Genomic DNA, 25,327 nt, shown 5'->3' on the forward strand with positions numbered 1-25,327 from the left:
TGGCAGAACGACCATCGATCGCCACCGTTCACCGGAACAGTCGGGTCCAGACCCATCCCAGAGCGGCCCGTGTTTCGATGTGTTTTTGAGCGGCGACCGTTTTTTCCCGTGCATGGTAAGTTTCACTGTTGTCGTTGGCGACCCCGAATCCGGGTCGTCCTACCAGCTCGAAGCGGCGGAACAGGACGCAAACCGATTCCTCGGCAAGGAGATCGGCGAGGAAGTCGACGGCAGCGCCGTCGGCCTCGACGGCTACACGCTCGAGATCACGGGTGGCTCCGACGACGCCGGCCGCCCGCTCAACGGCGAGGTTGCAGGTGCGAACCTGACCGAAGTCCTGATGGAAGGCCGCCAGACCGGCTACAGACCCGAGCGTGACGGTGAACGCCGCCGCATCACCGTCCGTGGACGCGAAGTCTCCGACGCTGTCGCACAGGTCAACGCCTCGATCGTCGATCGCGGCAGCACCGACGTCGACGACCTCCTCGGCGAGGGCGAGGACGGAGACGACGAGTAATCCAATAGCGCGAGTTCAGTTCTTTATGGCAGATAGAATCGCGAGCGATCATCCGTCAGTGCAGACGGTTCGTTCCACGTGTTCGGAGACAGCGACTGGTGTACAGCTTGCAATCCCGGCCGACGACCGCGAGGCGTTCACGACCGACGACATCGTTCGAGTCGTCCTCGACGGTGACGAGTGCTTCGCACAGGTCGAGCGCGCACTCGTCGGTGACGAACTGACGATTCCCGGCGTCTACGAAACACCTGACCTCGCGCGCGATCCAAGCGGCGGGACGGATCGCCTCGAAGCGTGGGTCGACGACCACGCCATTGCGAACGACGGGTCAGTTCTGGTCGACATCGTCGAACCCGGCTTCCTCTACGGACTCCGCGAACCGGGATCGACCGTCTACTACGACGCCCACGAACCGCCAAGCGATAGCCTGTCCTCGATTGCGAAGGATCTCGAAGAATAACGCCGGCCCACGGAACACACCGGAACACTCACCCGGCCAGCTCGAACGGATCTGTGTAGCGGTTTTCCGGTGAGTAGTCCAGCGGAGCGGCGTTCGCCGGACTCAAATGACGGCCATCCGTCTCAGTACCGCGAGAGAAACACCGCGAGCAAGAGCCCGAACGCGAGATGCTCGAGCATCGTCTGTTCGAGCGTCGTTTGAACGGCGGGTTCGTCTGCCGTCGAGTACTCCTTGGTTCGGACTTTGGTGTGCATCGAGAGATAGCCGCTCTCCTCGAGTGCGTGGAGCGCCGGGTACACCGTTCCCGGGCTCAGATCCGTCCCGAAGTGCTGTGACAGATCCGTCAGGAGCTCGTCGCCGTGCGAGCCGTCGTGGAGCGCGATCAGGACGAGCAGGATTTCGTCGAGGTTGTGTTTGACGAGCTCATCGCTGAATTCGACCTCGGGAACGGGCAGTTCGGCCAGTGCCTGTGCCAGGAGTTCGTCGAGTTCAGAGTCGGCACTATCAGTGTCCTCGGTTTGCCGTTCGAACCCCGGGTTTTGGCCGCGCTCCCCCGAGGCGGCGCCAGCCCTGTCGGCGTTCTCAGTCCTGTCAGTGTCCACCGGTTGTTCGCTAGACAGTTCGGTCGTAGCCGTTTTCGAGAGCGCCTCGAAGAGTGTATCAGTTTTCTGTGACGTATCTCGCATTCACGATCACCACATCCCAGTGTGGTATCCGCCTGATCTCGGCCGTGGACGGCCGGGTGGCAGACCACACTACTCACATCGAGTGAACGTCTGGACTTACCAATGTATAAACGGCAGGGTGTCAACCATACAGAACGTAGATAAATCAACAGTCATGAAGTGACATAATAACAGTTCGTTCAGCAGAGATCGATCTTTTGTCGATCCGGAACCAATATCTCGACTCCCATCCAACATGTGCTGTTTAAAGTGTTCATATGTCCACCATAGAACGGAAATAGAATACACTGATAAGCATTGTGGCCGATTGTCGCTGAAAACTCGAGTATTGTGGCCGCAAATATCTCGGGCGCGGACGACAGGCGAGGGCAACTCTAGTCCATCCATCACGTATGTTTCGGTAGTGGCGATTCAGCAGCCACACAGCCACGACGTACTCTCGTATATGGAAACCGATACGACGCGGCAGCTGTCCGTCCACAACCGTGGTGTCATCCGACGAACAGCGGCCTTTTCCACGTCGAGCGCCAACCGCCGGCCATGAGTACCTCACGCGAGGAGTTCCTGGCCGGCGACCGGCCCGACGACGTCGCGTTGTTTCTCGCAGAATCGTACGTTTCAGACGAGCGTCTCGAGTCCTTCGGCGAGTCAGTCGAGGGTGGCGTCCTGATCATCGTCGACGGCGAACGTGGTCGAAACGCCTTCGAGGCGGCGACCGGCAGCCAGGCGATGGAGTTCGCTCAGTCCGCGATGGGACTCGAAGGACTCATCGACAGCGACCTCGCCGGTGGCCGATGTCCGGAACGCCCTGCCAGTGAAACACCCAGTGACGACGATGGCGAGGCAGACGGCCAGACTCACACCCAGAACCAGACCGACCACACGATTCAGTACGTCTTCGCCTTCGCCGAGGAGCAGAACGAAGACGTCGGCGGCATCTACGCCGAGGGCGATGTCGTCCACGCGTACGCGCAGTGTTCATGTGGAACCGCCTTCTCCGACCGCTGGAACGTCCAGCCGATCGACTCCTAACTGGGCATCTGCGCGCAGAAACGTCTTTGAACTGTCTGCCATGCATCCGCTATGCCACCCAACTCCGACGACGGAAAGCATCCGCCCGACGCAGCGCTTGACCTCTCGGACGCAGAACGCGACGCCCTGCACGATCTCCAACTCGGGATCGAACACGTTCACCGAGCCTACGGCACGCTACTCGAGTTCCATCATCAACTGGGCCATGCAATGGATCGCATAAGCGACGCCGAAGACGAACTGCGCGAGGCCGGCCACGAGGAGTGGGCGGATACGATTCGCGACCAGCATCTCCCGGCGGGGGCGATCAGCGATCAGTGGACCTACGAACTCGTCGAGGAGTTCTCTGCGGAGTTCATCACGGAGATCGACGACTTCGAGACGGCGGTACGAGACGATCTGGCTGACGGTGTCGGCCACGTTCGCGAGCGGCGCCAACAGCGCCGGATTCGTGAGCGGGCGGCTGACGATTCTTGACTCTGGATTCCTGACCTGCCCCTCCCCGTCCTCTTCACTTCACGTTCACCCCGCGTTCGACCGCTCCCGACAACTGCGAGGGTGAGGAAGAATTTTCGACACCCCGGTCGTATCATCGGCTATGACCGAACGGTACGACGTCATTGTCCTCGGCGTCGGCGGCATGGGAAGTGCAGCCGTCTCTCACCTCGCCGACCGCGGCGTCGACGTCCTCGGCCTCGAGCGCTACGACATCCCGCACGGCTACGGCTCCTCCCACGGCATCACGCGCATCTTCCGACTCGCGTACTACGAACACCCTGCCTACGTCCCGCTCCTCCAGCGCGCCGACGAGCTCTGGACGGCACTCGAGTCCACCCACAGCCAGCAGCTACTGCACCGCACCGGGTCGATCGACGCCGGCCCGCAGGACAGTTCACTCGTCGAAGGATCGAAACGCTCCTGTGCGGAACACGACCTCGACCACGAGGTGCTCTCGAGTAGCGAACTCACAGAGCGGTATCCAGGCTACCAGCTTCCAGCGGGGTACGAGGCACTCTACCAGCCCGAGGGTGGCTTTCTGGTTCCCGAGGAGTGTATCGTCGCACACGTCAATCGGGCACACCACAACGGGGCGACGGTTCGGGCCCGCGAACGGGTCGTCGAGTGGCAGCCGACGGACGATGACGGCGTGCGCGTCGAAACCGACTACGGCGTCTACGAGGCCGACAGGCTCGTCATCACCGCGGGTGCGTGGGCGGCGAAGTTCGTCGACGAACTGGAAGCCATTGCGGTCCCCGAACGACAGGTCCTCGCCTGGCTCCAGCCCGACAAGCCTGCCCGCTTCGAGCCCGACGCGTTCCCCGTCTGGAACCTGCAGGTCCCCGAGGGACGGTACTACGGCTTCCCAGTTCACGGCGTCCCAGGGTTCAAGTTCGGCCGGTACAACCACCGCGAGGAGACCGTCGACCCCGAGGCGTTCGAGCGCGAGCCGACACAGGCCGACGAACGCCTGCTGCGTGAGTTCGCCGACCAGTACTTCCCCGACGGTGCAGGCCCGACGATGCGCCTCGAGACCTGTCTGTTCACGAATACACCCGACGACCACTTCGTGATCGACACGCTGCCCGACTGTCCCCAGGTCTCCGTCGCCGCCGGCTTCTCGGGTCACGGCTTCAAGTTCGCCAGCGTGGTCGGCGAGATTATGGCCGACCTGGCACTCGAGGGCGAAACCGAACACGAGATCGAGATGTTCTCGCTGGACCGGTTCTGAGTGGCGTGGCCTCGCTGGATCGGTTCTGAGTAGCGTGGCGGTACTCGAGTTGGTTCCAGTTTCCAACCTGCCGCAGCTCTCGATTTCGACGAGCCTACTGCGTCGTCGACGACGGGTTGGCGTCCTGAGCGGTCGGCTCGGTGTCCGTTTCAGCATCCGATTCTGATTCCGACGCCACCGTGTCACGTCCGTTCGTTTCACCGACCCACTCGAGTGTGTCTTCGTCCTCGCTGTCGTCGCTACCTTCGCACTCGCTTTCACTCTCGTCTTGCATCTGCGCTTGCTCTCGTTCCTGGTACGCCTGGTCCTGTTTCGGTTCCTGTTCCCGGTCCTGCGTCCGCCCCCGCCCTCGCTCTCCCTCACTGTCCACAGCCAGCACCCCAGTACTCGGCGGCTCGAATACGTACACCACATCCACACCTCGAACCAGGTACCGCTCCGTTCGCTCGTCGAACACCAGTGGCGACTCGAGATCGATCGCCAGCTCAGCCAGCGCTGCCAGCGTCTCGACCGATGCCGTCGGCTCCGCGACCGCCGGTTCGGGTAGCACCACCCGCGTCGTCATCGGATCGAACTCCGCGCGCGCATCCAGGTACTCGAGTCGAGCCCGATCGGCGGGCGTCAGTTCTGGGAACCGACGCGAGGCAAGGGCGGTCCCCCCAAGACCTGCGAGTCCGAGCACGACCAGCAGCGGGCCGCCGAGAGCCTGGGACGGACCCGGGTCAGCCGGCACGGTGGCAGTTTCGTGTTCGTCGTGGCGCTCGGTGTAGGCATCCCCCGCGGTGTCGGTCTCGAACTGGTAGGTCGATCCGTCGGCTGCCACGGAAATCGGGACCTGATAGTGGTCGACGACGACCTGGGAGGTGCCGTCGAACGTCCCCTCGATTTCGCGTTCGAACGCGAGGACGAGTTCGGCTTCACCGGGCGTTGCACCGACCTCGTCGCGGATGGACTCGAGTGTCGCGTGGGCGTCGGTGACGTTCAGGTCGAACGAGGCGGTGATATCATCGGTCGAACTGACCTCCGATTCAGAGACGGTCGTGAGGTGCTCGCGTTCGGTCCAGTAGACGGTGCTATCACCAGTCGTACTGGTTTCGCCGCTATGTTGACTCTCGCCAGTGGTCTCCTGATAGACCAGATCGACGGTTACCGTCACAGTGACGTCTTCTGCGGTCGTTTCCGGCGCGAGGTCGTAGCCTGCGGTAACTGTCCCCGTCGCAGTCGGCGTTACGGCGGTGTAGTACAGGGGCTCGTCGGTGAGTTCCGCGCCTTCGTCGTGGACCGTCGTCGGTTCCGTGACGACTGCTGCGTGGCTGACATCGCCGGTTGCCGTCCAATCGGTGACGACCTGCTGGTCGGTCTCGGTGCCGGGTGCGGCGTACGCGCCGTAGCTCAGCCAGATCCCCACGCCGAGCAACGCGACGGCAAGGAGAGACAGCACAACCCGGTACTCCCAGAGCAGGGCTCGAAGTCGGAGTCTGCGATGAGCTTCGTCGCCAGGCTTGGCCGTGTTCTGTCTGTCGTTGTCACCGTCACCGTCGCCGTCCCCGTCACCCCGACGGACGCCATCACGGTCGTGTTCATCCCTCGATACTCCCCCAGACGTCGACTCATCCGATGTGTGCATTGTCAGTACAACCTCCGAACGAACGCGTGTATTCGCGACCGCCGCGACCGCTGTGATCTCCGTGATCGACGCAGTCGGCCGCGATTCGAACCCTGTTGTGGCGTCTCCGATCCAAGCAGTAACCGACCGAGTCCGTAGATTCCGCCACCGAGGACGGCCAGAATCGCTCCGAGCGGAACCCACGGATGAACGTCGTAGAGCACGTCGAGCACCGGTGCCGGTAGCAGGTGCAGATACCGGTACTCCGTCACGTACGCAGGATAGTACCCCGTCTCCTCGGGTGCCGTAATCGTGACCGCAACCTCACTCGTCGATTGCGGGGCTACCGTTTCCCGACTCGCGTCGAGTGTCGCGTGTTCGCTCCCCGACTCCACGTACGAGACGACCGGTACGTAGCCGGCGTTCGGAATCTGATAGGCCAGTTCATCCGACGTTCCGCGTTCGACGACGAGTGGCTGCTCCGAATCGAAATCCGCACTCACGACATCGTAGGTGTGCGTTCCGCCAGGAACGACCATCGCAGCCGCCGCACCAACGACGACTAGCACGGCAAACCCGGCACAGAGTTGGCGCTGCGTGAGGCCGGTACTCGAGTCCGAACCGGTGACCCGTGATTCGAACGTCTGTTGGCTGCGCTCGCGAACAGTCTCGACTGCGTAGAGCGTGACCGAGAGTGCAAGGATGAGGAGCGCGAGCCCTGAACTCCCGAGAAGTGACCGGACGCCGAGTGTCGTCGCGAGCCAGGTCTGGGCACGGTCAAGCGCCGACCCTGCAGCCATAATCGCAGTTCCAAGCGACGGAATCGTCACCGGCTCACCGCCGAGTTCCCACACAGAGGCGACGATCTGTCCGTCCTGAACGGGAGGTTCGCCATTGTCCTGGTCCGTGAAGGGGTTCGCGTCTCCCTGGGTCGTGTACCCGTGGTCGGCTTCCCCGACGATCCGGTGTGTCGTGAGTTCGCCGCCCTCGATCTCTTGTGCTTCGAAGACGACAACATCGCCGGGTTCGGGGCTGCCGGTGAGTGCCGCAGGGACGGCGACGAAGCCGTCACCGGTGTCGATCGTTGGCTCCATACTGCCGGTTTCGACGAAGCCGAGCAGGACCGGTTGGCCGAGTAGTTGGCCGGCGACGAGCGCGATAAGAGCAACTGCGATGATCCCCTGTACCGCGAGTTCGACGGCCCCCTTGCTCATTGTCTGTACGCTACCGCCAACGTGGCTATATATTGAACTTTTGGCCTCGGGCGAATGTTCCGACTGATGGGAATTACTCTATGGGTCGCCACAGACGACCCCCCTGACCCCGTTTCTGAGCCGATTCCCCGCCTCATGTGAGCCGGTACCGGAGTACGCCGATCGTGAGGACGATTGCAGCCACGGTGGCGGCGATCCCGCCCGGCCCAGTGCCGAAGACGGACGGAATCGAGTCGGTGACGATCGTTCCTGTCGTTCCGTCGTCGCCGCCACTACCGGATGCACCAGCACCCCTGTCTGCGGACTGGTCCCCTTCCCCGTCAGCACTGGGGCCACGGGGAGCATCACTGAGTGACTGTCCGGTCGCCTGGACAGTCCCTTCCGCAACGATGAACGAACTCGAGGACGGCGTGTACGCGTATGAGAGCTCAACCGCCTCCGCCGACACCGACTCGTCGTCCCCCCCACCACTGCTGGTCACACTCGAGTCCAGTTCCGAACCAAGGTCGAACGACACGTCGGTCGACTCGTTCGGGTCTACTGTCAGTGTCCGCTCGGTGACGTGCTCGCCGCCGACGACGAGATCGAGCGCCACAGCTGCTTCTTCGTCCACTTCGTTTTCGATCGTCGTACTGACGACCGTCGTCTCATCCCCGCTCGCCGTCGGTTCCTCGACGGTGAGCGGCTCGACGCGCAACAACGGCGCGTCGACACCGAGTGCGGTCACCACCGGCTCGCCACGGATGACACCAACGAGTTCCTCGTCGTGATCACCCTCCGTCTGTGCGCTATCGGCGAACTCGAGTTCGCGTTCCTGCCATGTCGTCCCGTCATACTGGTAGGCCGTCAGCGACGCAGTATCGAGTCCGGTCGTCTCGAGCCACGTCTGGTCGATTGCGACCGTCTGAACGGTCCCCAGCGGTTTCACGTCCTCCGTAGCCAGCCCACTGACGGTGTAGCTCCCGATCGGAGCCGAGCCGGTTTCCTCGTGAAGGTCACCGACGGATCGCAACGGCGATTTGGGGCTATCGGTATCACCGGTGTCGGCATCCGACGTAAGAATCTCGAACGAAACTTCATCACCGCGTTCCGCCTCGTCCGTGAACGCAATCGCCATCGACTCGAGTACCGTCTCATCACCGATCGGAAGCGACTGCAGCGGAATCCGCTCGGGCTTGCAGGGCTGGACGTCCGTTACGGAGACTGTCCGTTCACTCAGTGACGGCGAGTCAACGGCAACCGACGCTGGCTGACAGGTGCTGCCAGCCGGCGGAGCTGGTGTTGGTGTAGCCGAGCCATCCGAGTCGTCCGCATCGTCAAGACCGACCGCGTTCACCTCAACGACTCCATCGAGCACATCGCCAGCAGCATACCCCGTCGCATCAAGCGTTACTCCAACCGCAACGGACTCGTTCGGCTTGAGGACCACCCCTTCGTCTTCGCTTCCTATCGGTCCCGCAGCCGAATGGTACTCGAGTTCGGGACGATCGCTCTCGAGCCAGACCAGTGCCTGTTCGGTGCCGGTGTACGTAACCGTGAACACGTTCTGGATGTCGCTCACTGCGTCAGGTGGGACGCCAGTCCGGTCACCTGTTTCAGTGAGTTCGATCGCGAACGTCTCGTTTTCGACGACTGCGTAGACGCCGTTCGGCCCGTCGTGGGGCTCGAGGATGATATCGTCGATCACCGCATCCTGTTCGTGGGCAGAGTCCGCTCCAAAATCACTGACTGATTCGGTCGGTAGGGGTACGGCCCCGGTACCGACGGCAGAGGCTACGAACAGGACGGCGACGAGTAGGGTGAGGTGGACAGTTCGAGATTGGTTCATGACTGGATTCGGTAGGTGGTCTGTGCGGTTGGGTTTCGCCTGGCAGATGCTGCTCGTGTGCTGTTGTTAGTGCTCAGTTTTGTTGCGGTGGTCGGGTCTGTCTGGTTCGTCAGATCCGCCAGATCCGTCAAATCCGTCAGGTCTGTCGGGTTCGCCAGGTTCGGCGGGTTCGTTCGGAGGGTCAGCAGTGCGAGTCGTCGGCCGTGCCCACAGTTTGACCTCCGAGACGAGGACGTGGTCCTGCTGATAGCCGTCGATGTCGTAATCGACGGTAATGTAGGTAATTTCGCGGTCTTCGACGACATACGTGGTCTCCCTCGACTCCTCACGATAGCTAACGGCGTTCGTTTCAAAGTCACCCTCCGCTTTCGCGTCGACGAACGAGACGCGGTCGCCGATGTCGGGGATCACAATCGACGATGCATCGTAGATTGCGTCGACGAGTTCGTCGCTTTCGGATTCGTAAACGTAGAGGGAGATTTGATCGGTGTTCGGTCCTGCCGTTGGGTTGTGTACGTGTTCGTGTGTAGAGGTCATTCTGAGATGTGTCGTGTGTTCGTCGTGGAAGGCAACGGGCCAGTTGGGGGACGTATCTCGCTGCGGTATGAGCAGAGGCTGCATCACCCCTAGTGCGCCGAAGCGTTCGTGGGAAATCCACAGCAAGGGCTGTTGTTCCTGTCCATATTGTAATACGACTATTGACTACGACACCGACTAAATCAATGCATAGACTGTCTGTTTGTACAACAGTATGGACACCATTTACCAAATCAGGACACTACAATCGATCTTGAAATATTAGATTAGATGAGTCTCACGCACATTACAGCAGATCCAAAATAATTGGATATAGAAATAACACAGAATAATGATATTAAATGTGGCGAGTAGTTTGATACAAGACACAAGAAGGTCGTCGATTCAACGAGATATCTTGGCTACCATGTAATCCAACTTCAATCAAAAAAGTCGAAATAAAAGTCAGTGTGCTCGAGTGTGACTACTCGCTGGTGGCCGATCCGGTAATCTCGAGTATCTCGTCATATCGGTCGACATCTGCAACGCCAGAGGTATCAATTTCGAACCCTACCCGAAGTGCTTCACCGACACCGAGTGGTTCGTTGTCCTCTCGCTCTGAGAGGGTTTTCACCGTCTTCAGATCGGTTGGTGATCCGTCTGAATTGAGTGGTTCACCATCTGCATTGACAGGGAAGAGTCCAACCGACGGACCGTCTGTCTCTGGTTGCTCAGTCCTAACCTCGATTGAATTAGTACCTTGATTCGTGATCTTTAGCAATCCTGCGACACCATCTGGGCCCTCACCAGCATCGTAGATGAAACGGTATGTCGAGTCCGAGCCAAGACCGAGGTCACCGTTCTGGTCTTGTTCATCATGCGAAGGGAATCTAAAACGGACCGTGTCTGGAGTTCCAGATTCACGACTTCGTTCCCCCTCGCTTAGGCCGTCAAGTCCATCTCCGAGTTGCTGGAGCCCAAGATATGCGTCGTTGTCTTTCTTGACCTCAACTGTCAAGTCCCTCTCCGCTCGTGTGAAGCTAAACGCTCCGCTTCCAAAGCTAAGGGCAGACAGGCCGGATGCACCGGCAAACAGGCCAAGGACCGTACGTCGTTTCATAATCTTTCCCCTTTATTTAGACTTCGTCAGCCACGATGGAGAGGTGGTCGGGGAGATCGTCCTCGACGTTGTCGATCAGGTCGAAGATAACGTGGATAGAGATTGAATCTCCCTCCCCAAGCTCTGGATTGACATCGTTGACTTCATTGTCTTCCCAACCACCATCTTCCGAGTAGTACCAGGTTGCAGCGTCCGAACTGTATCCGATCTCACCGGATTCGTCATGGAACGAAATTCTGACGGTATCCGTCCCCTGGTTTTGGATTTTGAAAACGTCCGTGAAGCGCGTTGACGAATTTTCGTTGAGACCATCACCATCGGCATCATCAGCATCGTTCCAGTCCAGTTCCAGTTGGCCGCCACTGGTACCTGATGCGTACGCACTCGTTTCTTCGAGGCTGAGGTATGCCGCCTCATCACCTGCAACCTCAACCGAGATATCACGTTCCGCACGAGCGAAGCTGAACGCACCCGTGCCCATCGCCGCCGCTGCTCCTGATGCCAGTGCTCCCATTCCGATTACGAACTTACGTCGTTGCATTGTTGGATTCTCCGTGTGTTGTCGCCTGCACGTCGTCACCAGTGGACACGGCGTCCACCCCGACACCAGTCGTCACCGCCGCAATCCCCATCGAGGGATCACAGATCACGCATCTCGAGCACCGGGTATTGTAATATATTCGTGGACCGAATTCTGGGAAAAATTGAGTCCGGTCAACGGTGCCGAGAGAACAGACCCGGAGCAGTATCAGACGAGTTGAAGCAACACCGACACAGTAAACAGCGTATAGACCCGCGTCAACCGGTCACATCTCGCCGTCAAAACTCGTGGACGTCGAACGGGTTCGCAGCCGCTACAAACACAACCTGATCGAGAAGCGTCCCCGATCCGCCGTCTTCGAGGACCGTCGTATCGAGAACGATATCCACGCGCGCAGACTCTCCCGGACCGAACGACGCGGCTCGGACCGGAGCAGTCAGATCACTCTGCCCGCCATCCGGCCAGCTCTCCGTGGGAACGAACTGCACAACGTCTTCCGGGAGCGTTTCAGTTACGTCCTCGCCATCCGCAAAGAGGCGGGCACTGACTGCGCCACGGTCGTGCGGTCCCGAGACGTTTGATCCCTGGTATCGGAGTGTGAACGCTTCCGCGAGTCGTGTTACGGCGTTTTGATTAACTCCTTCACCGGCTGTGACACTTCCATCGAGTCGCACGCGAAACTGACCCGTCTCGTCCTGATCGACGAAGTCGGTCGAGTTCTCGGTCGCATCCAGTGCAAGATAGGCCGCCGAATCGTCTGCAACCGTTACGGAAACCGAGCGGCTTGCTTCGACACTCGAGAACGCACCCGTTCCGAGTATCGTACCTGTTCCTGCGGTGAGGGCTCCCATTCCGAGTATGACTGTGCGTCGTTTCATTGGTCGAGTTGGTTGTCTTTTAGTCGGCACCCCCGGGCGAAGCGACGAATACCCGCTCTGAAAGCGGGTTCTGCTCGGACGACAACGCTTCGATGAGGGACTAGTTCGGTGGTGGTTCGTCTTAGTTATTGTAATTGGTGAGTGTACGAAATGCTGTGAACCAGAGAGCATGTTCAGGCTGTGCCAGAACGGCGATTCGGACCGATCATGCGACGAACGTGGGAGAGAGTGGGAGAGAGTGGTGAAGCATTGACGCTGGAACCGGTGACGAACACTGCTGGATAACGGACACCTGCAGACGCAGTCGGTTGCAGGTCCCGTATTGGCGCAGTTGACCGTCGTTCAAGCTCGACCAGAGCATGGACAACCGCTAGATATGTGCTGTTGACTCCGTGCCGATCAGGTATCACTACGCTTGACGAACGGTACGCAGACTCATGTGCTACACTCACTCACTGATAATGCCCTGAAATCGCGTGCTATCGAACGTCTACTACCTGCTCTCGTCCACATCCCGGATTGGTAATAGCCGAGTTTACTTCAGAAACCTTGAACGATAGATAGATTTATCTATAGAAATGTTGACCCACCAACTGATGCGGGGGACCGGAATTGACTACACAACGGACGTACACGTCTCACAATCGAGTCAGGATGGGCTCACCGAGGACGAACTCTTCGAGTTGCTGTCGAACCGGCGACGGCGACACATTCTCCACACGCTCATTACCGAAACCGAGCAGGTCGATATCGGGACGCTCTCACAGGAGATCGCCGCCGAAGAAGACGAGCTCGCGTTCGACGAAGTAACGAGTAGCGACCGAAAGCGCGTCTACACTGCACTCCAGCAATCACACCTTCCGAAGATGGACAACGCGGGCGTACTCGAGTTCAACCGTGATCGTGGCACCGTCGAAGCGACGCCCGCGCTCGAGGATGTCGAAATTTACATGGATGTCGTCCGAGGGCGGGAGCTTCCGTGGAGTGACTACTATCTGGGACTGACGGCGGTTATCGCCGTCGTTCTCGGGGGTGCGACGCTTGGACTCCCACCGTTTAGCTTCCTGACGATGACTGCGTGGGTCGCGTTTGTCGTCGTCGCACTCGGCGTTTCGTCGATCTCACACCGGTATTACGCGCGCAAGAACCGCCTTGGAATCGGGTCATCACCACCAGGGAGTACTGATACTGAACTCGAGTATGACGAGTCTGCGTCCAGGTAACGACGTGGGAAGAGCAGGGCAGTCGGTTCAACGGAGCGAGAGACCAGAACGAGGCCTATGAGAGACAGCACAGAGACGAACGGAACGACAGAGATGGGGCGAGACGACAGTCAGAACGGTGTTGCCGAATCTGGACGAATTGGCGGATACAAGCGGCAGAAACGGGGCAAGCGAGACAGGCAAGACAAGCGGCACGAGCGGGGAGTGGCACTGAACAGAAATGAGACACACCGCGGACAGACAGCGCAATGAAACGGACACGGCGTGGCGCGCTTGCACTGATCGTCGGTTCGAGTAGCCTACTTGCGGTCGAAACGCTCGGGTACTCGAGTGGCAGTGTAGATCGGTCGCTCAACGTCGATGTTGTCGACGACGAGCGGGCGTATCTGGGGCTCGATGAGGAGAGTCCGAACGACGGACGGTTGTTCGACAGTTCGCGGCTGGCACCGGCGGTGTTCGACATTGCGAATCAGTTTCCGGTGCCGATCGAGGTTTCGGTTGCACTCGAGGCTGGTGACGGTAGTGAGAAAGTGACGAGGAGTGAGCGTACCGACGGAAACGAGAACGGGAACGCGAACGCGAACAGAGGCGGAACCGAGAACCACCAGCAACCCGACAATACCAGGCCTGATCTCCGAGTCGGTACCCTCAACGCAGACAACTACATCATACCGGGAATCCACGCGTCACTCGCTCCCGGTACCCAACAGTCCAGACTCGCCATCGATCTGAACCCCTGTGGCATCAGTCGCGGCGAACTCGCCGCCGAGCGGTCCGGAACGCTCCACATTACCGCCAAAAACAGTGCCACTGCCGCAGAGGGATCGGAAGCGATGGCGACAGTATCCAGATCGTTCGTACTCGAGTCGAATCTGCTCGCACGGATCGGCGTGCCGTGGTCAGATGCAGTTGCGGTGGTTAGAGAGCACCACGACGCCGAACTGGTGATCGAAGTCGTCGACTGTCCGAGCGGAGAAACCAGGGCTCGTCTCGAGAGTGGGCTACGACTGCCGGGGATTCTGCGGCTGGTTCCGGAAGTCGATGGAGAGTCGAGTTCACGACGACCGCAGCAAGAGTACCACGAGATCGTTGTCGATTCGACCGACGAAATCGAGGCATCGATTGAGGGGACGATGTCAAATGCGCCCGAAAATGGTGGCAGTGGGTCGGGAGAGAACCCCGGAAGTGGTCCTGAAAACGATCCAGGTGAGACGCCCGGAAACGGCTCAGGAAATGGGTCAGGGAACGGATCGCCGAGTACATCCGACGACGGGGACAGTGAGGACACCGAATCTACCGAAGACAACGAAACTGACGACGGAGCGACACAGCAGGGCCAGGGTAGTGAGCCGTACGTCGAACTTGCACCCGACTCACTCACCCAGGGTGAAGCGAGCGCTGACGTTTCAACTGAAACGATTCGAATCCCGTTTCCGACGACTGACTGACCCCGAAACCGGCACTTCGAACGGGGTTTTCAGGTTCAAGTGTCACGTTCAGCTTTCACCGTCCTGCTTTCGAGAGGGCTGCTCGTAGTTGCTGGACAGTCACGCTCAGTGACGGGCCAGAATCCCATCGGCGAACCGCTCCAGTCCACGCTCTGCATTCTCGTTTTCAACCGAGACGATCACGTGGTCGAGACCCAGCGCGTCGAGTCGCTCAAAATAGTCCTGGAACCACTCCATTCCGGCCCGATAGCCGAGATGAAGCGGTTCTGGCTCCGCACCAGGGTCGTCGGCGAATTCGACGCGAACCGCAATAGCGAAGGGCTTCTCGCCGGCGGCCTCGCGCCACTGCTCGAGGTAGCTCTCGAGTGTCGGCTCTGGCAGATGGTAGAACAGCCAGCCGTCGCCGTGCTCGGCGATCCAGGCGTCGGACTGGCGTGCGTTGCCGGTCGGCAACAGTGGAATCGTCTCCGTCGTCGGCGTCGGAACGAGATCGAGATCGCCTGCAAGGTGGCCCCACTGGCCCTCGCGTTCGACGAAGTCCTCGCGCCAGAGCGCGCGGACGGTTTCGACGGCTTCGCGAAACAGCGCGCCGCGGTCCTCGCGTTCGACGCCGAACGCCGCATACTCGGGGTCGCGGTCGCCGGAGGCCACACCGAGGACGAGCCGGCCGTCCGAGAGCTGGTCCACCGTCGCGGCGGATTTCGCGACGTGAATCGGGTGCCGAAGCGGAAGAACGACACTCGAGGTGCCGAGTGCGATTTCGTCGGTGTGTGCCGCGACGTGTGAGAGCCACGGCCAGGTGTCGAACGTCTGGCCGGCATCCCCGAATTTCGGCCAGTAGGTCGGGACGTCACGCGCCCAGAGTCCGTCGAAGCCGAGTGTCTCGGCTCGCTGTGCGAGTTGTATCTCGGCTCCAACGTCAGGCATCGACCGATTCGTACCCGTTATGGGGAAGCCAGCACCGAACGTCAGACCGTCACCACCGAACAGCCGCCGATAGCCAGCGTTTTCGTGTCCAGTCGGCATTCGTCCGAGCTATCGGTGCCGAGCGGATGACGGTATCGGTCTGTACGCACGCCGAGGGGAAACGCCACAGTCGATGGCCTGCTCACAGATCGACTTCGAACGGCGCGAACTCGTCCGCACGGCTCGCGAACGCGCCAAGCAGCGTCGCAATCTCCTCGAGATCGTCCGTATCGATCACTTCGACGGGCGTGTGCATGTAGCGATTTGGTACGCTGACCACCTGCGAGGGGATCGCCCCCGCCGCAGTGAAGAAACTGTCCGCGTCCGTCCCGGTTCCGCGACCGAGCGCTTCGACCTGCAACTCGAGTGTCCGCTCGTCCGCGATCGATCGCAGCGCGTCGAAGACGGCCGGATGGTTCGTGCTACCGCGGCCGAGCGCTGGGCCACCGCCGAGTTCCATCTGACTCGTCTTCTCGCTCGGCGCGGAGGGGTAGTCGACCGCGTGACCGACGTCGACAACGAGGACGGCGTCGGGTTCGAGGTCGAAGCCGACCATCTGTGCACCCTTTCGGCCGACTTCCTCCTGAACCGTGGAGACGGCGTAGACGGTCGCATCGGTGCCGGTTTCGACGGCTTGGCGGAAGCCTTCGGCTGCTGCCCACGTCCCGACGCGGTTGTCGAGCCCGCGGCCGGCGAGGCGCGTCTCCGAGAGCCACGAGACCGTCGAGGAGAACGTGATCGGATCGCCGATCTCGATGCGCTCGCGCGCCGCGTCCTCGCTTTCGGCACCGATGTCGATCCAGAGATCGTCGATGTCGGCTTCTGACTCGTCTTCGCGAAGGTGGATCGCGTTCTGCCCGATCACACCCTCGACGGACTCGTCGGCGGCGTGAATCGTAACGTGCTGGCCCTGTGCGACCGTCGGATCAGTACCGCCGACGCGGCCTGGTCGGACAAAACCGTTGTCGTCGATCGACTTGACGAGGAAGCCGATTTCGTCCACGTGGCCGGTAAGCGCGATTTCGGGTGCGTCACCGTCGTCGGCACTGGCCCCCTCGTGTACCGCAACCGCGTTTCCGTAGGCGTCCGTCCGAACTTCGTCTGCGAACTGGCTGACGTAGTCGATCCAGACGCGCTGGCCGCGCGTTTCGTAGCCCGATGGCGAGGGCGTCTCGAGTAGATCCGTGAGAAAGGTACGCGAATCGTCGTGCATAGTGATCGATTCGAACCGTTGTACTTTACGTCCCGTGGTTTCCGTGTCGTCACGGTTGGCCGGTTTCGCCACTGGTGGGTGGAGTTGGGAAGACTGTGGAGTCAACGGTTTTCGGTCGGCGCGTAAAAATGAAGACTAGTTGTCGAGCGGTCGAGCCGGGCGTGATCAGTGACCAGCGGTCAGCGGTCAGCGATCAGTCGTCAGCCGGCGTCGCGCCGCTTGCGCCCTCTGCCTGCTCGCGCGTCCAGGCGAGCTTGCCACCGGCGGCGAGGATGTCGCGCTCGCGCTCGGAGGCGTCGAGGGTTGCGGTGAACTCGTCGTCGCCAACGCGGACGGTGAATTCTTCCTGACCGCTCGTGACGGCGTCGTAGACGTCGTCGACGATCTCGACCTCGTCGCCCTGGTCGATCGACTCGTAGGTGTCCTCGTCGATCGTCAGCGGGACGATACCGAAGTTGAAGAGGTTCGCACGGTGGATCCGGGCGAAGCTCTGTGCGAGGACGGCCTCGATGCCGAGGTACATCGGACAGAGGGCTGCGTGTTCACGCGAGGAGCCCTGGCCGTAGTTCTCGCCGGCGACGAGGAAGCCGCCGTCGGCGTCGAGTGCGCGCTCGGCGAAGGTGTCGTCGACACGCGAGAGGGTGAACTCAGAGAGCTTGGGGACGTTCGACCGGTACATCAGGATGTCCTGCGTTGCAGGGATGATGTGGTCGGTCGTGATGTTGTCCTCCATCTTGAGGAGTGCCTCACCCTCGACGTCGCTACTGAGCTGGTCGCGGATCGGCACGTCGCCGATGTTCGGACCCTTGATGAGTTCGTCGTCGACGGCTTCGTCGGGTGCGATGAGGTCCGTCTTGGAACCGTCGTACTCTTCGGGGAGTTCGACGCCTGGGGCCTCGAGATCCTCTTCTTCCTCTTCGAGGTCTCGTGGGTCGATGATCTCGCCCTTGATCGCCGCGGCGGCGGCGACCTCCGGCGAACAGAGGTAGACGTTGTCGTCTTCGATACCCGAGCGACCCTCGAAGTTGCGGTTGAACGTCCGCAGCGAGACGGAGTCGCTCGCTGGCACGTGACCGATACCGATACAGGCACCGCAGGTTGCCTCGGAGAAGTTGACGCCGGCGGCCATCATCTCCGCGACCCAGCCCTCACGGGCGAGCATCTCGGAGGCCTGCTTCGAACCTGTCTCTTATACACATCTCTGNCAGAGATGTGTATAAGAGACAGGTACAGGAGCCGACGATGACCTGTTCGACGTCCTCGCCAGCGACTTCGCTGACCGGGACGACGTTGTCAGGCATGGACGGCTGGGCGATGAGCGGTTCGAGGTCCGAGAGGTCGACGACGATTTCGTCGTCGTACTCGGCGTCCTCATCCGGCTGGATCTCGACGTACTCGTCGCCACGACCGACGCGCTCGAGGTAGTCCTCGGTCTGCTCGTCGGTTGGGAAGATCGATGTCGTCGCGCCGAGTTCCGTCCCCATGTTCGTGATCGTCATCCGCTCGGGTGCGGTGAGCGTCTCGACACCGGGGCCGGTGTACTCGAGAATCTTGCCGACGCCGCCCTTCACGGAGAGACGACGGAGCAACTCGAGGATGACGTCCTTCGCCGTCGCCCACTCGGGGAGCTCGCCCTCGAGGCGGACGTTGACGATTTCCGGCATCTCGATGTAGTACGGTGCGCCACCCATCGCGACGGTGACGTCGATCCCGCCAGCGCCGATGGCGAGTTCGCCGAGGCCGCCGGGGGTTGGGGTGTGGCTGTCGGAACCGAGCAGCGTCTTGCCGGGCGCTGCGAAGTTTTCGCGGTGAACGTTGTGACAGATACCGTTGCCGGGGCGAGAGAAGTGAGCGCCATATTTACCGGCCGCAGAACGGAGGAAACGGTGATCGTCAGTGTTCTTGAAGTCAAACTGATACGTCTGGTGGTCGCAATACTGGGCCGCAATTTCGGTCTGGACTTCGTCCAGTCCCATCGCTTCGAACTGGAGCCAGACCATCGTCCCAGTGGTGTCCTGGGTAAGTACCTGGTCGATCTCGATCCCGATCTCCTCGCCGGTCTCGAGTTCGCCCTCGACGAGGTGATCGTCAAGAATCTTTTCGGTGAGAGTCTGTCCCATAGCACCCAAATCTCGGGTGGCCGGCATGATAAATCCAGCGTGTTCTTTCCAGATAAACCATGGCAATTGCGCCCACATGCATTGTTTTCACGCAACTTTTGCAGTTCACCGACGTTCGTCGAGGCTGGCGCACACAAGTGTGTGATATCGTCACCCGCCGGCCGCAGTTTAACAGTCAACGACCAGCCGATGTGACCACCAATACCAGTGTCCAGGGTGCGAGCGGAAGCCGTGTGAACAGGACTCGAGTCGACCTGAAAGGATACGCTTTTCTCGATACCAGCATCTCTCCGGCATACGATCATGTTTCGCTCCGGAGCCTTCGTCGCAGACCACGTCACACCCACCGAAGACAGCCAGATCCAGCCAAACGGGGTCGACCTCACCCTCGATCTCGTCTTCGAGCAACTCGAGCCCGGTCGCATCGGTCGCGACGGCAAGCAGATCGGTGACCGCGTCGCCCGGCCACTCGAGGAACTCGAGCAGCGCGATCCGGACACCTACTACCTTCCGAAGGGTGCGTACGTCGCGCGGTACAACGAGCGCATCGCGATTCCGGAGGGGCACATCGGTTTCGTCTACCCGCGTTCGTCCCTGATGCGTAACTCCTGTATGCTCAACACAGCAGTTTGGGACGCCGGCTACGAGGGTCGTGGTGAGGGACTCTTGCAGGTTCACCACGATGTCGAGATCGAACGCGACGCCCGCATCGCACAGCTGGTGTTCGCAGAGGCGAACCACGAAGACGTCTACGACGGTAGCTATCAGGGAGAAAACATAGAGTAAGGAGATTCGCTGTCTGTCCGATGCATGGACGAACGACGCTGGTAAACGAGTTCCTCAACGTTGAAACAACGACTCTGCTATTGGGCAGGCGCGATGGGAGCAAGCGAACGCAACGCGCTCGCGATTGACGGCGCGTCCGTGAGGTGAGCGAAGCGAACCACGGGCCCAACGGGATTGTGAACCACGGTCGGAGCAAAGCTCCTCCCTGATTCAAATCCCGCGCGGTTCGCTATTCGTGTTCGCTGTCGCTCACACAGAATAGCGGGCGCGACGGGAGTGAGCGAACGCACCGCGTTCGCGATCTACGTCGCGTTCGTGAGGTGAGCGAAGCGAACCGAACGGGCGCGACGGGATTTGAACCCGCGACATCTTGGTCCGGAACCAAGAACTCTGTCCACTGAGCTACGCGCCCTTTCCTGTTCGTAGGGCGACCGTCAGCAAAACAATTCCCGTTCCGGACAATCACGGGTCCCAGGCCACAGGTTACGAGTGATCGATACAGCGCTCGCTCACGAGTCTGACAGACACCAGACGCACACCCCAATTAAATCGTCGGCTCAGTGTTGACTATGCCACCCGCACCGTCGGTGACAGCACTGTCCTCACCGAGGGAGATCTCCACAGTCTCAGTTGCCGTGTCGTCCGTCGCTTCGACCGTCACTCGACGGCCGTGGTAGATGAACTCGAGTCGGTCGAGTCCAGGACTCGACTCACAGAGCGAATCGAGTACGTCGGGATCGATGACGTTGTAGAGTGGCTCGAGTTCGATCGGATCCACACCGTCAACGCGGGCGATGAGGTCGACGACGGCCATACTTGGGCGTTGATCTGCGACGGCGACGGAGACTGACTGCGCGCTGTGCGAGTTCATAACTAATGCTGTGGGTACCAGTGGTAAAGAAAATGACCCAATATTGCAGCCACAGTAGTCACGAGAGAATGAGTGTCAGGTGAGAGACCACGAGTAGCCGTGTATCTCCTGAGACTCCGGTTGTGGGTAGATAGCGGCGACGGTGGCATAATCTTTCCGGTGTTCTATGCTGCGACCACAGGCAGTTTGAGCAGGGGAGTAGTCCAGTGTCGGGAATTACGGTCGGAACAACCCGCCGATGGCCAATTTTTGAACGGTGGTTAGCAGACGAGGGCTGCCGCCCAGATGAGGAGATGGACGAAACGTCGAAGAAACAACGAACCTGCTCAGTCGCGGCGCTGAACCTCGTGGCGACCGAAACCGTAGCGCAGCCGATTCGCAAGGCGTCGAGAGAACCGACCGTCATCGGCCCGCGACCCAAACCGTTCGGAGAGAGCCGTATAGATCAGCGGCAACGGCACCTCCTGCTCGAGTGCTTCCTGTACTGTCCAGGTACCGGTGGAGCCGCCCTCAATGCGGTCGGCAACATCCCCGAGGTCGCTGCCCTCCTCGCGGAACGCCTCTTCACACAGTTCGAGGAGCCACGAACGGATCACCGCGCCGTTGTTCCAGACCGAGGCAACGTTCTCGAGGTCGAGGTCGTACCGGCCCTCGTGGAGTAATTCGAACCCTTCGCCGTAGGTCTGCATCAGCGCGTACTCGACACCGTTGTGAATCATCTTCACGTAGTGGCCGGAGCCTGCGGGACCCATTCGTTCGTGGCCATCAGGACCGGTCGCGACAGCATCAAAGACCGGCGTGAGTTCATCGTAGGCCCAGGCCGGTCCACCGACCATGAGCGAGAAGCCGAGTTCTGCGCCGGCGGGACCACCGGACGTGCCACAGTCGAGGTACGCCGCGGAGCAGGCCTCCGCACGGCGAACGGAATCCTCGAAGTAAGAGTTACCGCCGTCCACCACCACGTCGTCGTCCGTGAGATGGGAATCGAGTTCGTCAAGCGTCGCGTCGACTGCCTCGCCGGCAGGAACCATCAGCCAGATGCGTTTCCCGCTGCCGAGTCGGTCCGCGAGGTCCGCGACCGAGTCCGCCGGTTCAGCGCCGGCATCGGCAGCCGTTGCGACCGCTTCGGGGTTGAGGTCGAAGGCGACGACATCGTGGCCTGCATCGAGGACACGGTCGACGACGATCTGTCCCATACGTCCGAGTCCGATAACGCCCAGTTGCATAGCGGTCGGTCCGCGGCGGAGCGAGGTAGTGGTTGTGATTTTCCAGCCCGACCACCTACGTTGTGATGCTGGGACGCTGTCGTCGACTCCAGCAAGTGGGCAGCGAAAAGCGAGTCCTGAGGTCTGGGGTGGGAACTGTCAGTGTCAGTGTCTGTGCCGTTACCTGTAACATCACGCTACCAAGTGTACTCGAGTACCCGTGCTATCGCGTGACCGCGCGACGAAGATCTACTGCAGTGGTTCTTCGAGGTGAGCCCAGCCAATTGCATCGAGGACGACGATGCGGTTGTCGTACTGGACGTAAACACCGTTGTACTCGCCGCCGGTCCCCTCGTAGTAGGGGAGTGATTCGCGGACGGCGTCGACGATCGACCAGGCGCCGTCGCGCTCTAAGGTGACGTGTTCCCACTCCTCGTGGGCGTCGTGGCGGACTGCGCGCGCGAGTGCTCGTCGGGCACCGGGGATGTCGTCGAGTCGACGAGAAGAGATATCGACGACGGTCGCACCGGCAGGGACCGACGAGGGGTGGACGATACGCGCGCCGAGGTTCGCCTTGGATCGGGCGGCGGAGTCCGCAGAGCGGCTCGAACTGAGTACGTACCCGGCAACGGCGGCTGTTCCGACCGCGAGAACAGAGAGTGCCATACCTTTCCCCCTGAACATCATGAGAGTACCTTACAGTAACTGACTAAGTATCTTTCGCAAGAATGTTGGTTGCTCGCAGCTATACGATACAAAAAAGACGGCTTGCAGGATCCGGGAAGCGAACGAGTCGGAATCGGAAGAGATAGCCTACAGCGGCAGCGACATCGCGAGGTTCGTCGTGATCGCGCCGGCGACGACGAGTAGTGCGATGGCGACGACGGCAGCGAGCCGATACAGACCAAGCGCGTTCGCCGCGGGTTCGCGGAGTTTCTTCCCGTTGAGGCCGCTTTCGAGTCGCTTCGAGCCGATCTCGACGAGTGCAGCGAGCAACAACCAGAGGCCGACCATCGTGAGCACGAGTTGGCCATCGATCGACCCGAACAGGCGCTCAGACGTGTATCGGGTGGCCGCCAGGTGACTGCCTGTGAGCAACAGAACGAGTGCGCTCACGCGCGAAATCGTCGTCAGCTTACTCGAGATGACTTCGAGCGGTGCCGTCGAGTTGAACGCGCCGTCGCGGGCGAGGGGCAACACGACGAACGCCACGTAGAAGACGCTTCCCGCCCAGATCGCGGCGAAGACGAGATGCAGCGTCTGTGTAACGAACGTCTCGACCATGTCACAGTCTTGGAGACTGATGGTATCAGCGTTCCGACTCGGGAACGATAGTGTGAATGTGTGGCACGCTTCGGTCGCTTACCGTCTAAAAAGACGCTGTTGTGTCGCCGGAGATTGCGAGCTACTCGAGCCACTCCCACTCAGCAGTCCAGTGAATCAGCCGGCGGCGAAGGAGCGCGTAGACGAGTGAGACGGCGAGACCGCCGAGAATCGCCGCGGACACCCAGCCGTCGAAGACGAGCAGTGCTGGAACGGCGAGGGTGGTGGCGAGCACCGCGTCTTCAGGTGCGCCGTCGTAACGGATCCACCGCCGGGGACGAATCCAGCGCCCGCGGACGTGGTCGTAGACGGCTCGCTCCGTACGGTTTTGCCAGGGGTCCATCTCGGGGCCACCGCCGAGTGCGTCGCTGGCGGCGTGGAGCCAGGCTGCGGCGACGAATGCGGCGAGACTGGCGGTTACAGCACTGGGAGAGAGCGCTGCGAGGGCAACCGCACCCAGAGCAGGAGCGACGCCGGCAACCGGGAAGTGAAACGTCCGCCGGTGACTAAACGGCAAGTCGAGATCCGGCGCGATCCCGCCCGCGATTGCGCCGACTGCGAGCGGTCCAGACAGCTCCGGGGCGAGATACGCAACCGGGGCAACGAGTGCGAGACCGGCGAAGACGTGGGTCGTCGCCATCATCGGAGGGGATCACCGGCCATACTCGACGTTCGGTGCAGAGATGCAAAAGCACTCGTTCGCCGGCAGTTCAGCCTCCGAGAGTCGCTCGTGTGAACGCAAAGTTGGAGGGAAAGCAGAGTATGCCGGAGTGTCGCCGTCAAACAGGGTTACAAAGCGCCCACACGTCCTCGGTCGGCTCGAGTCGGTGTGGTTCTGCGCCTCGACTCGTCAGAATCCCCGTGTGGTACAGCATTGCCTTGAGCTGGAACACCGTCGGCGCGTGGTAGACCTCGCCATCCGTGAGTGCCTCGCGCCGGAGGGTCCCATCCTCGGTCAACACCCGCCGCCGCACGGCCTCGTCGCCGCGGACGAACAACTCGATGGTGAACGTCGGGTACAACTCGTGGCAGTGCGTGACCAACTCGACGAGTGACGGGTCGGTATTCCAGTCGTCGTGCATCGTCTGTAACTCGCCGACGAGCAGTTCCGTCGCGGGGTACTGAAAGACGACCCGACGCGCCAGCCAACCCCACGCTGGCGCGAGGTCGACGAATCGCTTTCGCGAGCGGTACCACTCCTGGAACTCCGCGAGCGCCGCCTCGACCGACCCGCAGTGGGCCTTCGCGAAGCGGACGACTTCCTGGCCGAGCGACGTGAGTGCGACGCGTTCGCGGTCTTCGATCAGACCGAGAAACGCCGCTCCGCGCTTGGCGTCGTCGACGGCCCCGACGACATCGTATTCGGTGAGGAGCGTCGCCGTATCGCCGTCCGCGTAGTGTGCCAACGGATAGCCGAGATAATTCTTCGGATGGTTCAGCCCGAACGACCTGTCCGCGACACCCTGCGCACTCGCCTGGAAGCGCAGCGCCGAGGCCTCTGTCGTCGTTCGGTTGCCCACCAGTCGGGGCCGCTCGAGTACATCCACGTCGCCGCCCACCGTCACGCCGAGAACGCCGACGTTCAGCTCCCGGGCGAGCGTCCGATCGGTGCTCGTAATCGCCGTCGCCGGCGCGGCAATGTACGCCGCGTTCGCTTCGTGGAGCCGGTCGTAGGCCTGCATGATGGCGCGCTCGGTGTCGACGCCGTTGCTCGTGCCCGTGCTCGTGTGGCCCTTGGCCTCGACGGCGACCAGCGGCGGCTCCTCACCGAGGCGGTCGACCGCGAGCAGGTCGGACTCGAGTACCTGCACGCCGACGAGGTCGGGGAACCCACCGCCGATTTCGACGTGGTTGAACGGGGCCAGACAGTCGCGGACGGCGGGATCGATGGGGTGACCGGGGAGCCATTCCTCCTGGGAGAACTGCGTGTCGGCGACGACGTAGGACCGGTCAGAAGCGGGGAAGAGTCGCCGCTTGGTGTGGGCGAGGACCTGCGGTTCCGAGAGCGGCCGGGCCGCACTGCTCATGGCGCAGCATTGGTGACG

The 25,327-nt window shown here is 61.1% G+C and carries 25 protein-coding genes, 1 tRNA gene and 1 pseudogene; 8 read left to right on the forward strand and 19 right to left on the reverse strand.

Annotated features, from left to right (window positions below; genetic code table 11):
- The first annotated feature begins 112 nt into the window (after positions 1 to 112).
- Together C483_RS06320 and C483_RS06325 are read left to right on the forward strand one after the other, a co-directional pair.
- Entirely contained in the window at positions 113 to 517 is a 405-nt protein-coding gene (locus C483_RS06320; RefSeq protein WP_006652528.1) for a 30S ribosomal protein S6e, read from the forward strand.
- A gap of 25 nt (positions 518 to 542) precedes the next feature.
- The gene (locus C483_RS06325; protein WP_006652529.1) at positions 543 to 977 is read left to right on the forward strand and encodes a DUF7112 family protein; all 435 of its coding nucleotides are present in this window, start codon (positions 543 to 545) and stop codon (positions 975 to 977) included.
- Positions 978 to 1,099: 122 nt separating this feature from the next.
- Here the strand turns inward: C483_RS06325 and C483_RS06330 are convergent, their stop codons facing one another.
- Complete coding sequence (locus C483_RS06330; protein ID WP_006652530.1) at positions 1,100 to 1,663, reverse strand: PadR family transcriptional regulator; 564 nt, start codon at positions 1,661 to 1,663, stop codon at positions 1,100 to 1,102.
- Positions 1,664 to 2,203: 540 nt separating this feature from the next.
- On the opposite strand from C483_RS06330, the gene C483_RS06335 reads away from it, so the two are divergent.
- The 3 genes from C483_RS06335 to solA all read left to right on the forward strand — a co-directional run bounded on the left by C483_RS06335 (position 2,204) and on the right by solA (position 4,424).
- Positions 2,204 to 2,695 carry a DUF5807 family protein gene (locus tag C483_RS06335; protein WP_006652531.1) on the forward strand — a complete coding sequence of 164 codons (492 nt, stop codon included), beginning with the start codon at positions 2,204 to 2,206 and terminating at the stop codon, positions 2,693 to 2,695.
- Between the two features lie 51 nt (positions 2,696 to 2,746).
- Positions 2,747 to 3,172, forward strand: coding sequence for a hypothetical protein (locus C483_RS06340; RefSeq protein ID WP_006652532.1), 426 nt, complete (start codon positions 2,747 to 2,749; stop codon positions 3,170 to 3,172).
- A 121-nt stretch (positions 3,173 to 3,293) separates the two neighbouring features.
- Entirely contained in the window at positions 3,294 to 4,424 is a 1,131-nt protein-coding gene (gene solA, locus C483_RS06345) for an N-methyl-L-tryptophan oxidase (RefSeq protein WP_006652533.1), read from the forward strand.
- Between the two features lie 94 nt (positions 4,425 to 4,518).
- On the opposite strand, the gene C483_RS06350 is transcribed toward solA, so the two are convergent.
- The 8 genes from C483_RS06350 to C483_RS06375 all read right to left on the reverse strand — a co-directional run bounded on the left by C483_RS06350 (position 4,519) and on the right by C483_RS06375 (position 12,127).
- Positions 4,519 to 6,051, reverse strand: coding sequence for a DUF5305 family protein (locus C483_RS06350; RefSeq protein WP_006652534.1), 1,533 nt, complete (start codon positions 6,049 to 6,051; stop codon positions 4,519 to 4,521).
- 2 nt (positions 6,052 to 6,053) lie between these two features.
- The gene (locus C483_RS06355) at positions 6,054 to 7,244 is read right to left on the reverse strand and encodes a S26 family signal peptidase (protein WP_006652535.1); all 1,191 of its coding nucleotides are present in this window, start codon (positions 7,242 to 7,244) and stop codon (positions 6,054 to 6,056) included.
- Positions 7,245 to 7,377: 133 nt separating this feature from the next.
- Positions 7,378 to 9,072 carry a hypothetical protein gene (locus tag C483_RS06360; protein WP_006652536.1) on the reverse strand — a complete coding sequence of 565 codons (1,695 nt, stop codon included), beginning with the start codon at positions 9,070 to 9,072 and terminating at the stop codon, positions 7,378 to 7,380.
- 66 nt (positions 9,073 to 9,138) lie between these two features.
- Positions 9,139 to 9,609 carry a hypothetical protein gene (locus tag C483_RS06365; protein ID WP_006652537.1) on the reverse strand — a complete coding sequence of 157 codons (471 nt, stop codon included), beginning with the start codon at positions 9,607 to 9,609 and terminating at the stop codon, positions 9,139 to 9,141.
- Positions 9,610 to 10,072: 463 nt separating this feature from the next.
- Complete coding sequence (locus tag C483_RS19895) at positions 10,073 to 10,708, reverse strand: hypothetical protein (RefSeq protein WP_152419843.1); 636 nt, start codon at positions 10,706 to 10,708, stop codon at positions 10,073 to 10,075.
- Between the two features lie 16 nt (positions 10,709 to 10,724).
- On the reverse strand, positions 10,725 to 11,249 hold the full coding sequence (locus C483_RS06370) for a DUF1102 domain-containing protein (protein ID WP_083860404.1): 525 nt from the start codon (positions 11,247 to 11,249) through the stop codon (positions 10,725 to 10,727).
- Positions 11,236 to 11,358, reverse strand: a complete 123-nt coding sequence (locus C483_RS21065) for a hypothetical protein (protein WP_275039989.1) — start codon at positions 11,356 to 11,358, stop codon at positions 11,236 to 11,238. Before C483_RS21065 ends, C483_RS06370 begins: the two co-directional genes overlap by 14 nt.
- 169 nt (positions 11,359 to 11,527) lie before the next feature.
- A complete protein-coding gene (locus C483_RS06375) occupies positions 11,528 to 12,127 on the reverse strand; it encodes a hypothetical protein (protein ID WP_049912470.1) in 600 nt (199 codons plus the stop codon).
- 596 nt (positions 12,128 to 12,723) lie between these two features.
- Between C483_RS06375 and C483_RS06380 the strand changes: the two genes are divergently transcribed.
- Positions 12,724 to 13,350 carry a DUF7344 domain-containing protein gene (locus tag C483_RS06380; RefSeq protein WP_049912471.1) on the forward strand — a complete coding sequence of 209 codons (627 nt, stop codon included), beginning with the start codon at positions 12,724 to 12,726 and terminating at the stop codon, positions 13,348 to 13,350.
- A gap of 248 nt (positions 13,351 to 13,598) precedes the next feature.
- Positions 13,599 to 14,798, forward strand: coding sequence for a hypothetical protein (locus C483_RS06385; RefSeq protein WP_006652541.1), 1,200 nt, complete (start codon positions 13,599 to 13,601; stop codon positions 14,796 to 14,798).
- A 105-nt stretch (positions 14,799 to 14,903) separates the two neighbouring features.
- On the opposite strand, the gene C483_RS06390 is transcribed toward C483_RS06385, so the two are convergent.
- The 3 genes and pseudogenes from C483_RS06390 to C483_RS06400 all read right to left on the reverse strand — a co-directional run bounded on the left by C483_RS06390 (position 14,904) and on the right by C483_RS06400 (position 19,097).
- Positions 14,904 to 15,824: a TIGR03571 family LLM class oxidoreductase gene (locus C483_RS06390; RefSeq protein WP_006652542.1), complete on the reverse strand. Its 921-nt coding sequence runs from the start codon at positions 15,822 to 15,824 to the stop codon at positions 14,904 to 14,906.
- Positions 15,825 to 15,906: 82 nt separating this feature from the next.
- Complete coding sequence (locus C483_RS06395) at positions 15,907 to 16,977, reverse strand: M20/M25/M40 family metallo-hydrolase (protein WP_006652543.1); 1,071 nt, start codon at positions 16,975 to 16,977, stop codon at positions 15,907 to 15,909.
- A gap of 193 nt (positions 16,978 to 17,170) precedes the next feature.
- A pseudogene (locus C483_RS06400) lies at positions 17,171 to 19,097 on the reverse strand (aconitate hydratase).
- A gap of 303 nt (positions 19,098 to 19,400) precedes the next feature.
- Here C483_RS06400 and C483_RS06405 point away from each other — a divergent pair.
- Positions 19,401 to 19,883, forward strand: coding sequence for a deoxyuridine 5'-triphosphate nucleotidohydrolase (locus tag C483_RS06405; protein WP_006652544.1), 483 nt, complete (start codon positions 19,401 to 19,403; stop codon positions 19,881 to 19,883).
- 339 nt (positions 19,884 to 20,222) lie between these two features.
- On the opposite strand, the gene C483_RS06410 is transcribed toward C483_RS06405, so the two are convergent.
- The 7 genes from C483_RS06410 to C483_RS06440 all read right to left on the reverse strand — a co-directional run bounded on the left by C483_RS06410 (position 20,223) and on the right by C483_RS06440 (position 25,309).
- Positions 20,223 to 20,295 (reverse strand) — tRNA-Arg (locus C483_RS06410).
- A gap of 132 nt (positions 20,296 to 20,427) precedes the next feature.
- Entirely contained in the window at positions 20,428 to 20,754 is a 327-nt protein-coding gene (locus tag C483_RS06415; RefSeq protein ID WP_275039990.1) for a HalOD1 output domain-containing protein, read from the reverse strand.
- 326 nt (positions 20,755 to 21,080) lie between these two features.
- Positions 21,081 to 21,980 (reverse strand): phosphogluconate dehydrogenase (NAD(+)-dependent, decarboxylating), encoded by a 900-nt coding sequence (gene gnd / locus C483_RS06420; RefSeq protein ID WP_006652546.1) that lies wholly within the window; start codon positions 21,978 to 21,980, stop codon positions 21,081 to 21,083.
- Positions 21,981 to 22,208: 228 nt separating this feature from the next.
- Entirely contained in the window at positions 22,209 to 22,625 is a 417-nt protein-coding gene (locus C483_RS06425) for a hypothetical protein (protein WP_006652547.1), read from the reverse strand.
- A 147-nt stretch (positions 22,626 to 22,772) separates the two neighbouring features.
- A complete protein-coding gene (locus tag C483_RS06430; RefSeq protein WP_006652548.1) occupies positions 22,773 to 23,243 on the reverse strand; it encodes a hypothetical protein in 471 nt (156 codons plus the stop codon).
- Positions 23,244 to 23,364: 121 nt separating this feature from the next.
- Complete coding sequence (locus C483_RS06435) at positions 23,365 to 23,925, reverse strand: metal-dependent hydrolase (protein WP_169331417.1); 561 nt, start codon at positions 23,923 to 23,925, stop codon at positions 23,365 to 23,367.
- Between the two features lie 136 nt (positions 23,926 to 24,061).
- Positions 24,062 to 25,309, reverse strand: a complete 1,248-nt coding sequence (locus C483_RS06440) for a hypothetical protein (protein ID WP_006652550.1) — start codon at positions 25,307 to 25,309, stop codon at positions 24,062 to 24,064.
- Between the last annotated feature and the right edge of the window lie 18 nt (positions 25,310 to 25,327).

The sequence above is a fragment of the Natrialba hulunbeirensis JCM 10989 genome (assembly GCF_000337575.1).
Taxonomy (GTDB): domain Archaea; phylum Halobacteriota; class Halobacteria; order Halobacteriales; family Natrialbaceae; genus Natrialba; species Natrialba hulunbeirensis.

What these genes read in the sequence shown, in the direction of transcription:
- C483_RS06320 (WP_006652528.1), top strand. Translation starts at nt 113, where the DNA reads ATGGTAAGTTTCACTGTTGTCGTTGGCGACCCCGAATCCGGGTCGTCC.
- C483_RS06325 (WP_006652529.1), top strand. Translation starts at nt 543, where the DNA reads ATGGCAGATAGAATCGCGAGCGATCATCCGTCAGTGCAGACGGTTCGT.
- C483_RS06330 (WP_006652530.1), bottom strand. Translation starts at nt 1,663, where the DNA reads ATGCGAGATACGTCACAGAAAACTGATACACTCTTCGAGGCGCTCTCG.
- C483_RS06335 (WP_006652531.1), top strand. Translation starts at nt 2,204, where the DNA reads ATGAGTACCTCACGCGAGGAGTTCCTGGCCGGCGACCGGCCCGACGAC.
- C483_RS06340 (WP_006652532.1), top strand. Translation starts at nt 2,747, where the DNA reads ATGCCACCCAACTCCGACGACGGAAAGCATCCGCCCGACGCAGCGCTT.
- solA (WP_006652533.1), top strand. Translation starts at nt 3,294, where the DNA reads ATGACCGAACGGTACGACGTCATTGTCCTCGGCGTCGGCGGCATGGGA.
- C483_RS06350 (WP_006652534.1), bottom strand. Translation starts at nt 6,051, where the DNA reads ATGCACACATCGGATGAGTCGACGTCTGGGGGAGTATCGAGGGATGAA.
- C483_RS06355 (WP_006652535.1), bottom strand. Translation starts at nt 7,244, where the DNA reads ATGAGCAAGGGGGCCGTCGAACTCGCGGTACAGGGGATCATCGCAGTT.
- C483_RS06360 (WP_006652536.1), bottom strand. Translation starts at nt 9,072, where the DNA reads ATGAACCAATCTCGAACTGTCCACCTCACCCTACTCGTCGCCGTCCTG.
- C483_RS06365 (WP_006652537.1), bottom strand. Translation starts at nt 9,609, where the DNA reads ATGACCTCTACACACGAACACGTACACAACCCAACGGCAGGACCGAAC.
- C483_RS19895 (WP_152419843.1), bottom strand. Translation starts at nt 10,708, where the DNA reads ATGAAACGACGTACGGTCCTTGGCCTGTTTGCCGGTGCATCCGGCCTG.
- C483_RS06370 (WP_083860404.1), bottom strand. Translation starts at nt 11,249, where the DNA reads ATGCAACGACGTAAGTTCGTAATCGGAATGGGAGCACTGGCATCAGGA.
- C483_RS06375 (WP_049912470.1), bottom strand. Translation starts at nt 12,127, where the DNA reads ATGAAACGACGCACAGTCATACTCGGAATGGGAGCCCTCACCGCAGGA.
- C483_RS06380 (WP_049912471.1), top strand. Translation starts at nt 12,724, where the DNA reads ATGCGGGGGACCGGAATTGACTACACAACGGACGTACACGTCTCACAA.
- C483_RS06385 (WP_006652541.1), top strand. Translation starts at nt 13,599, where the DNA reads ATGAAACGGACACGGCGTGGCGCGCTTGCACTGATCGTCGGTTCGAGT.
- C483_RS06390 (WP_006652542.1), bottom strand. Translation starts at nt 15,824, where the DNA reads ATGCCGACTGGACACGAAAACGCTGGCTATCGGCGGCTGTTCGGTGGT.
- C483_RS06395 (WP_006652543.1), bottom strand. Translation starts at nt 16,977, where the DNA reads ATGCACGACGATTCGCGTACCTTTCTCACGGATCTACTCGAGACGCCC.
- C483_RS06405 (WP_006652544.1), top strand. Translation starts at nt 19,401, where the DNA reads ATGTTTCGCTCCGGAGCCTTCGTCGCAGACCACGTCACACCCACCGAA.
- C483_RS06415 (WP_275039990.1), bottom strand. Translation starts at nt 20,754, where the DNA reads ATGAACTCGCACAGCGCGCAGTCAGTCTCCGTCGCCGTCGCAGATCAA.
- gnd (WP_006652546.1), bottom strand. Translation starts at nt 21,980, where the DNA reads ATGCAACTGGGCGTTATCGGACTCGGACGTATGGGACAGATCGTCGTC.
- C483_RS06425 (WP_006652547.1), bottom strand. Translation starts at nt 22,625, where the DNA reads ATGGCACTCTCTGTTCTCGCGGTCGGAACAGCCGCCGTTGCCGGGTAC.
- C483_RS06430 (WP_006652548.1), bottom strand. Translation starts at nt 23,243, where the DNA reads ATGGTCGAGACGTTCGTTACACAGACGCTGCATCTCGTCTTCGCCGCG.
- C483_RS06435 (WP_169331417.1), bottom strand. Translation starts at nt 23,925, where the DNA reads ATGATGGCGACGACCCACGTCTTCGCCGGTCTCGCACTCGTTGCCCCG.
- C483_RS06440 (WP_006652550.1), bottom strand. Translation starts at nt 25,309, where the DNA reads ATGAGCAGTGCGGCCCGGCCGCTCTCGGAACCGCAGGTCCTCGCCCAC.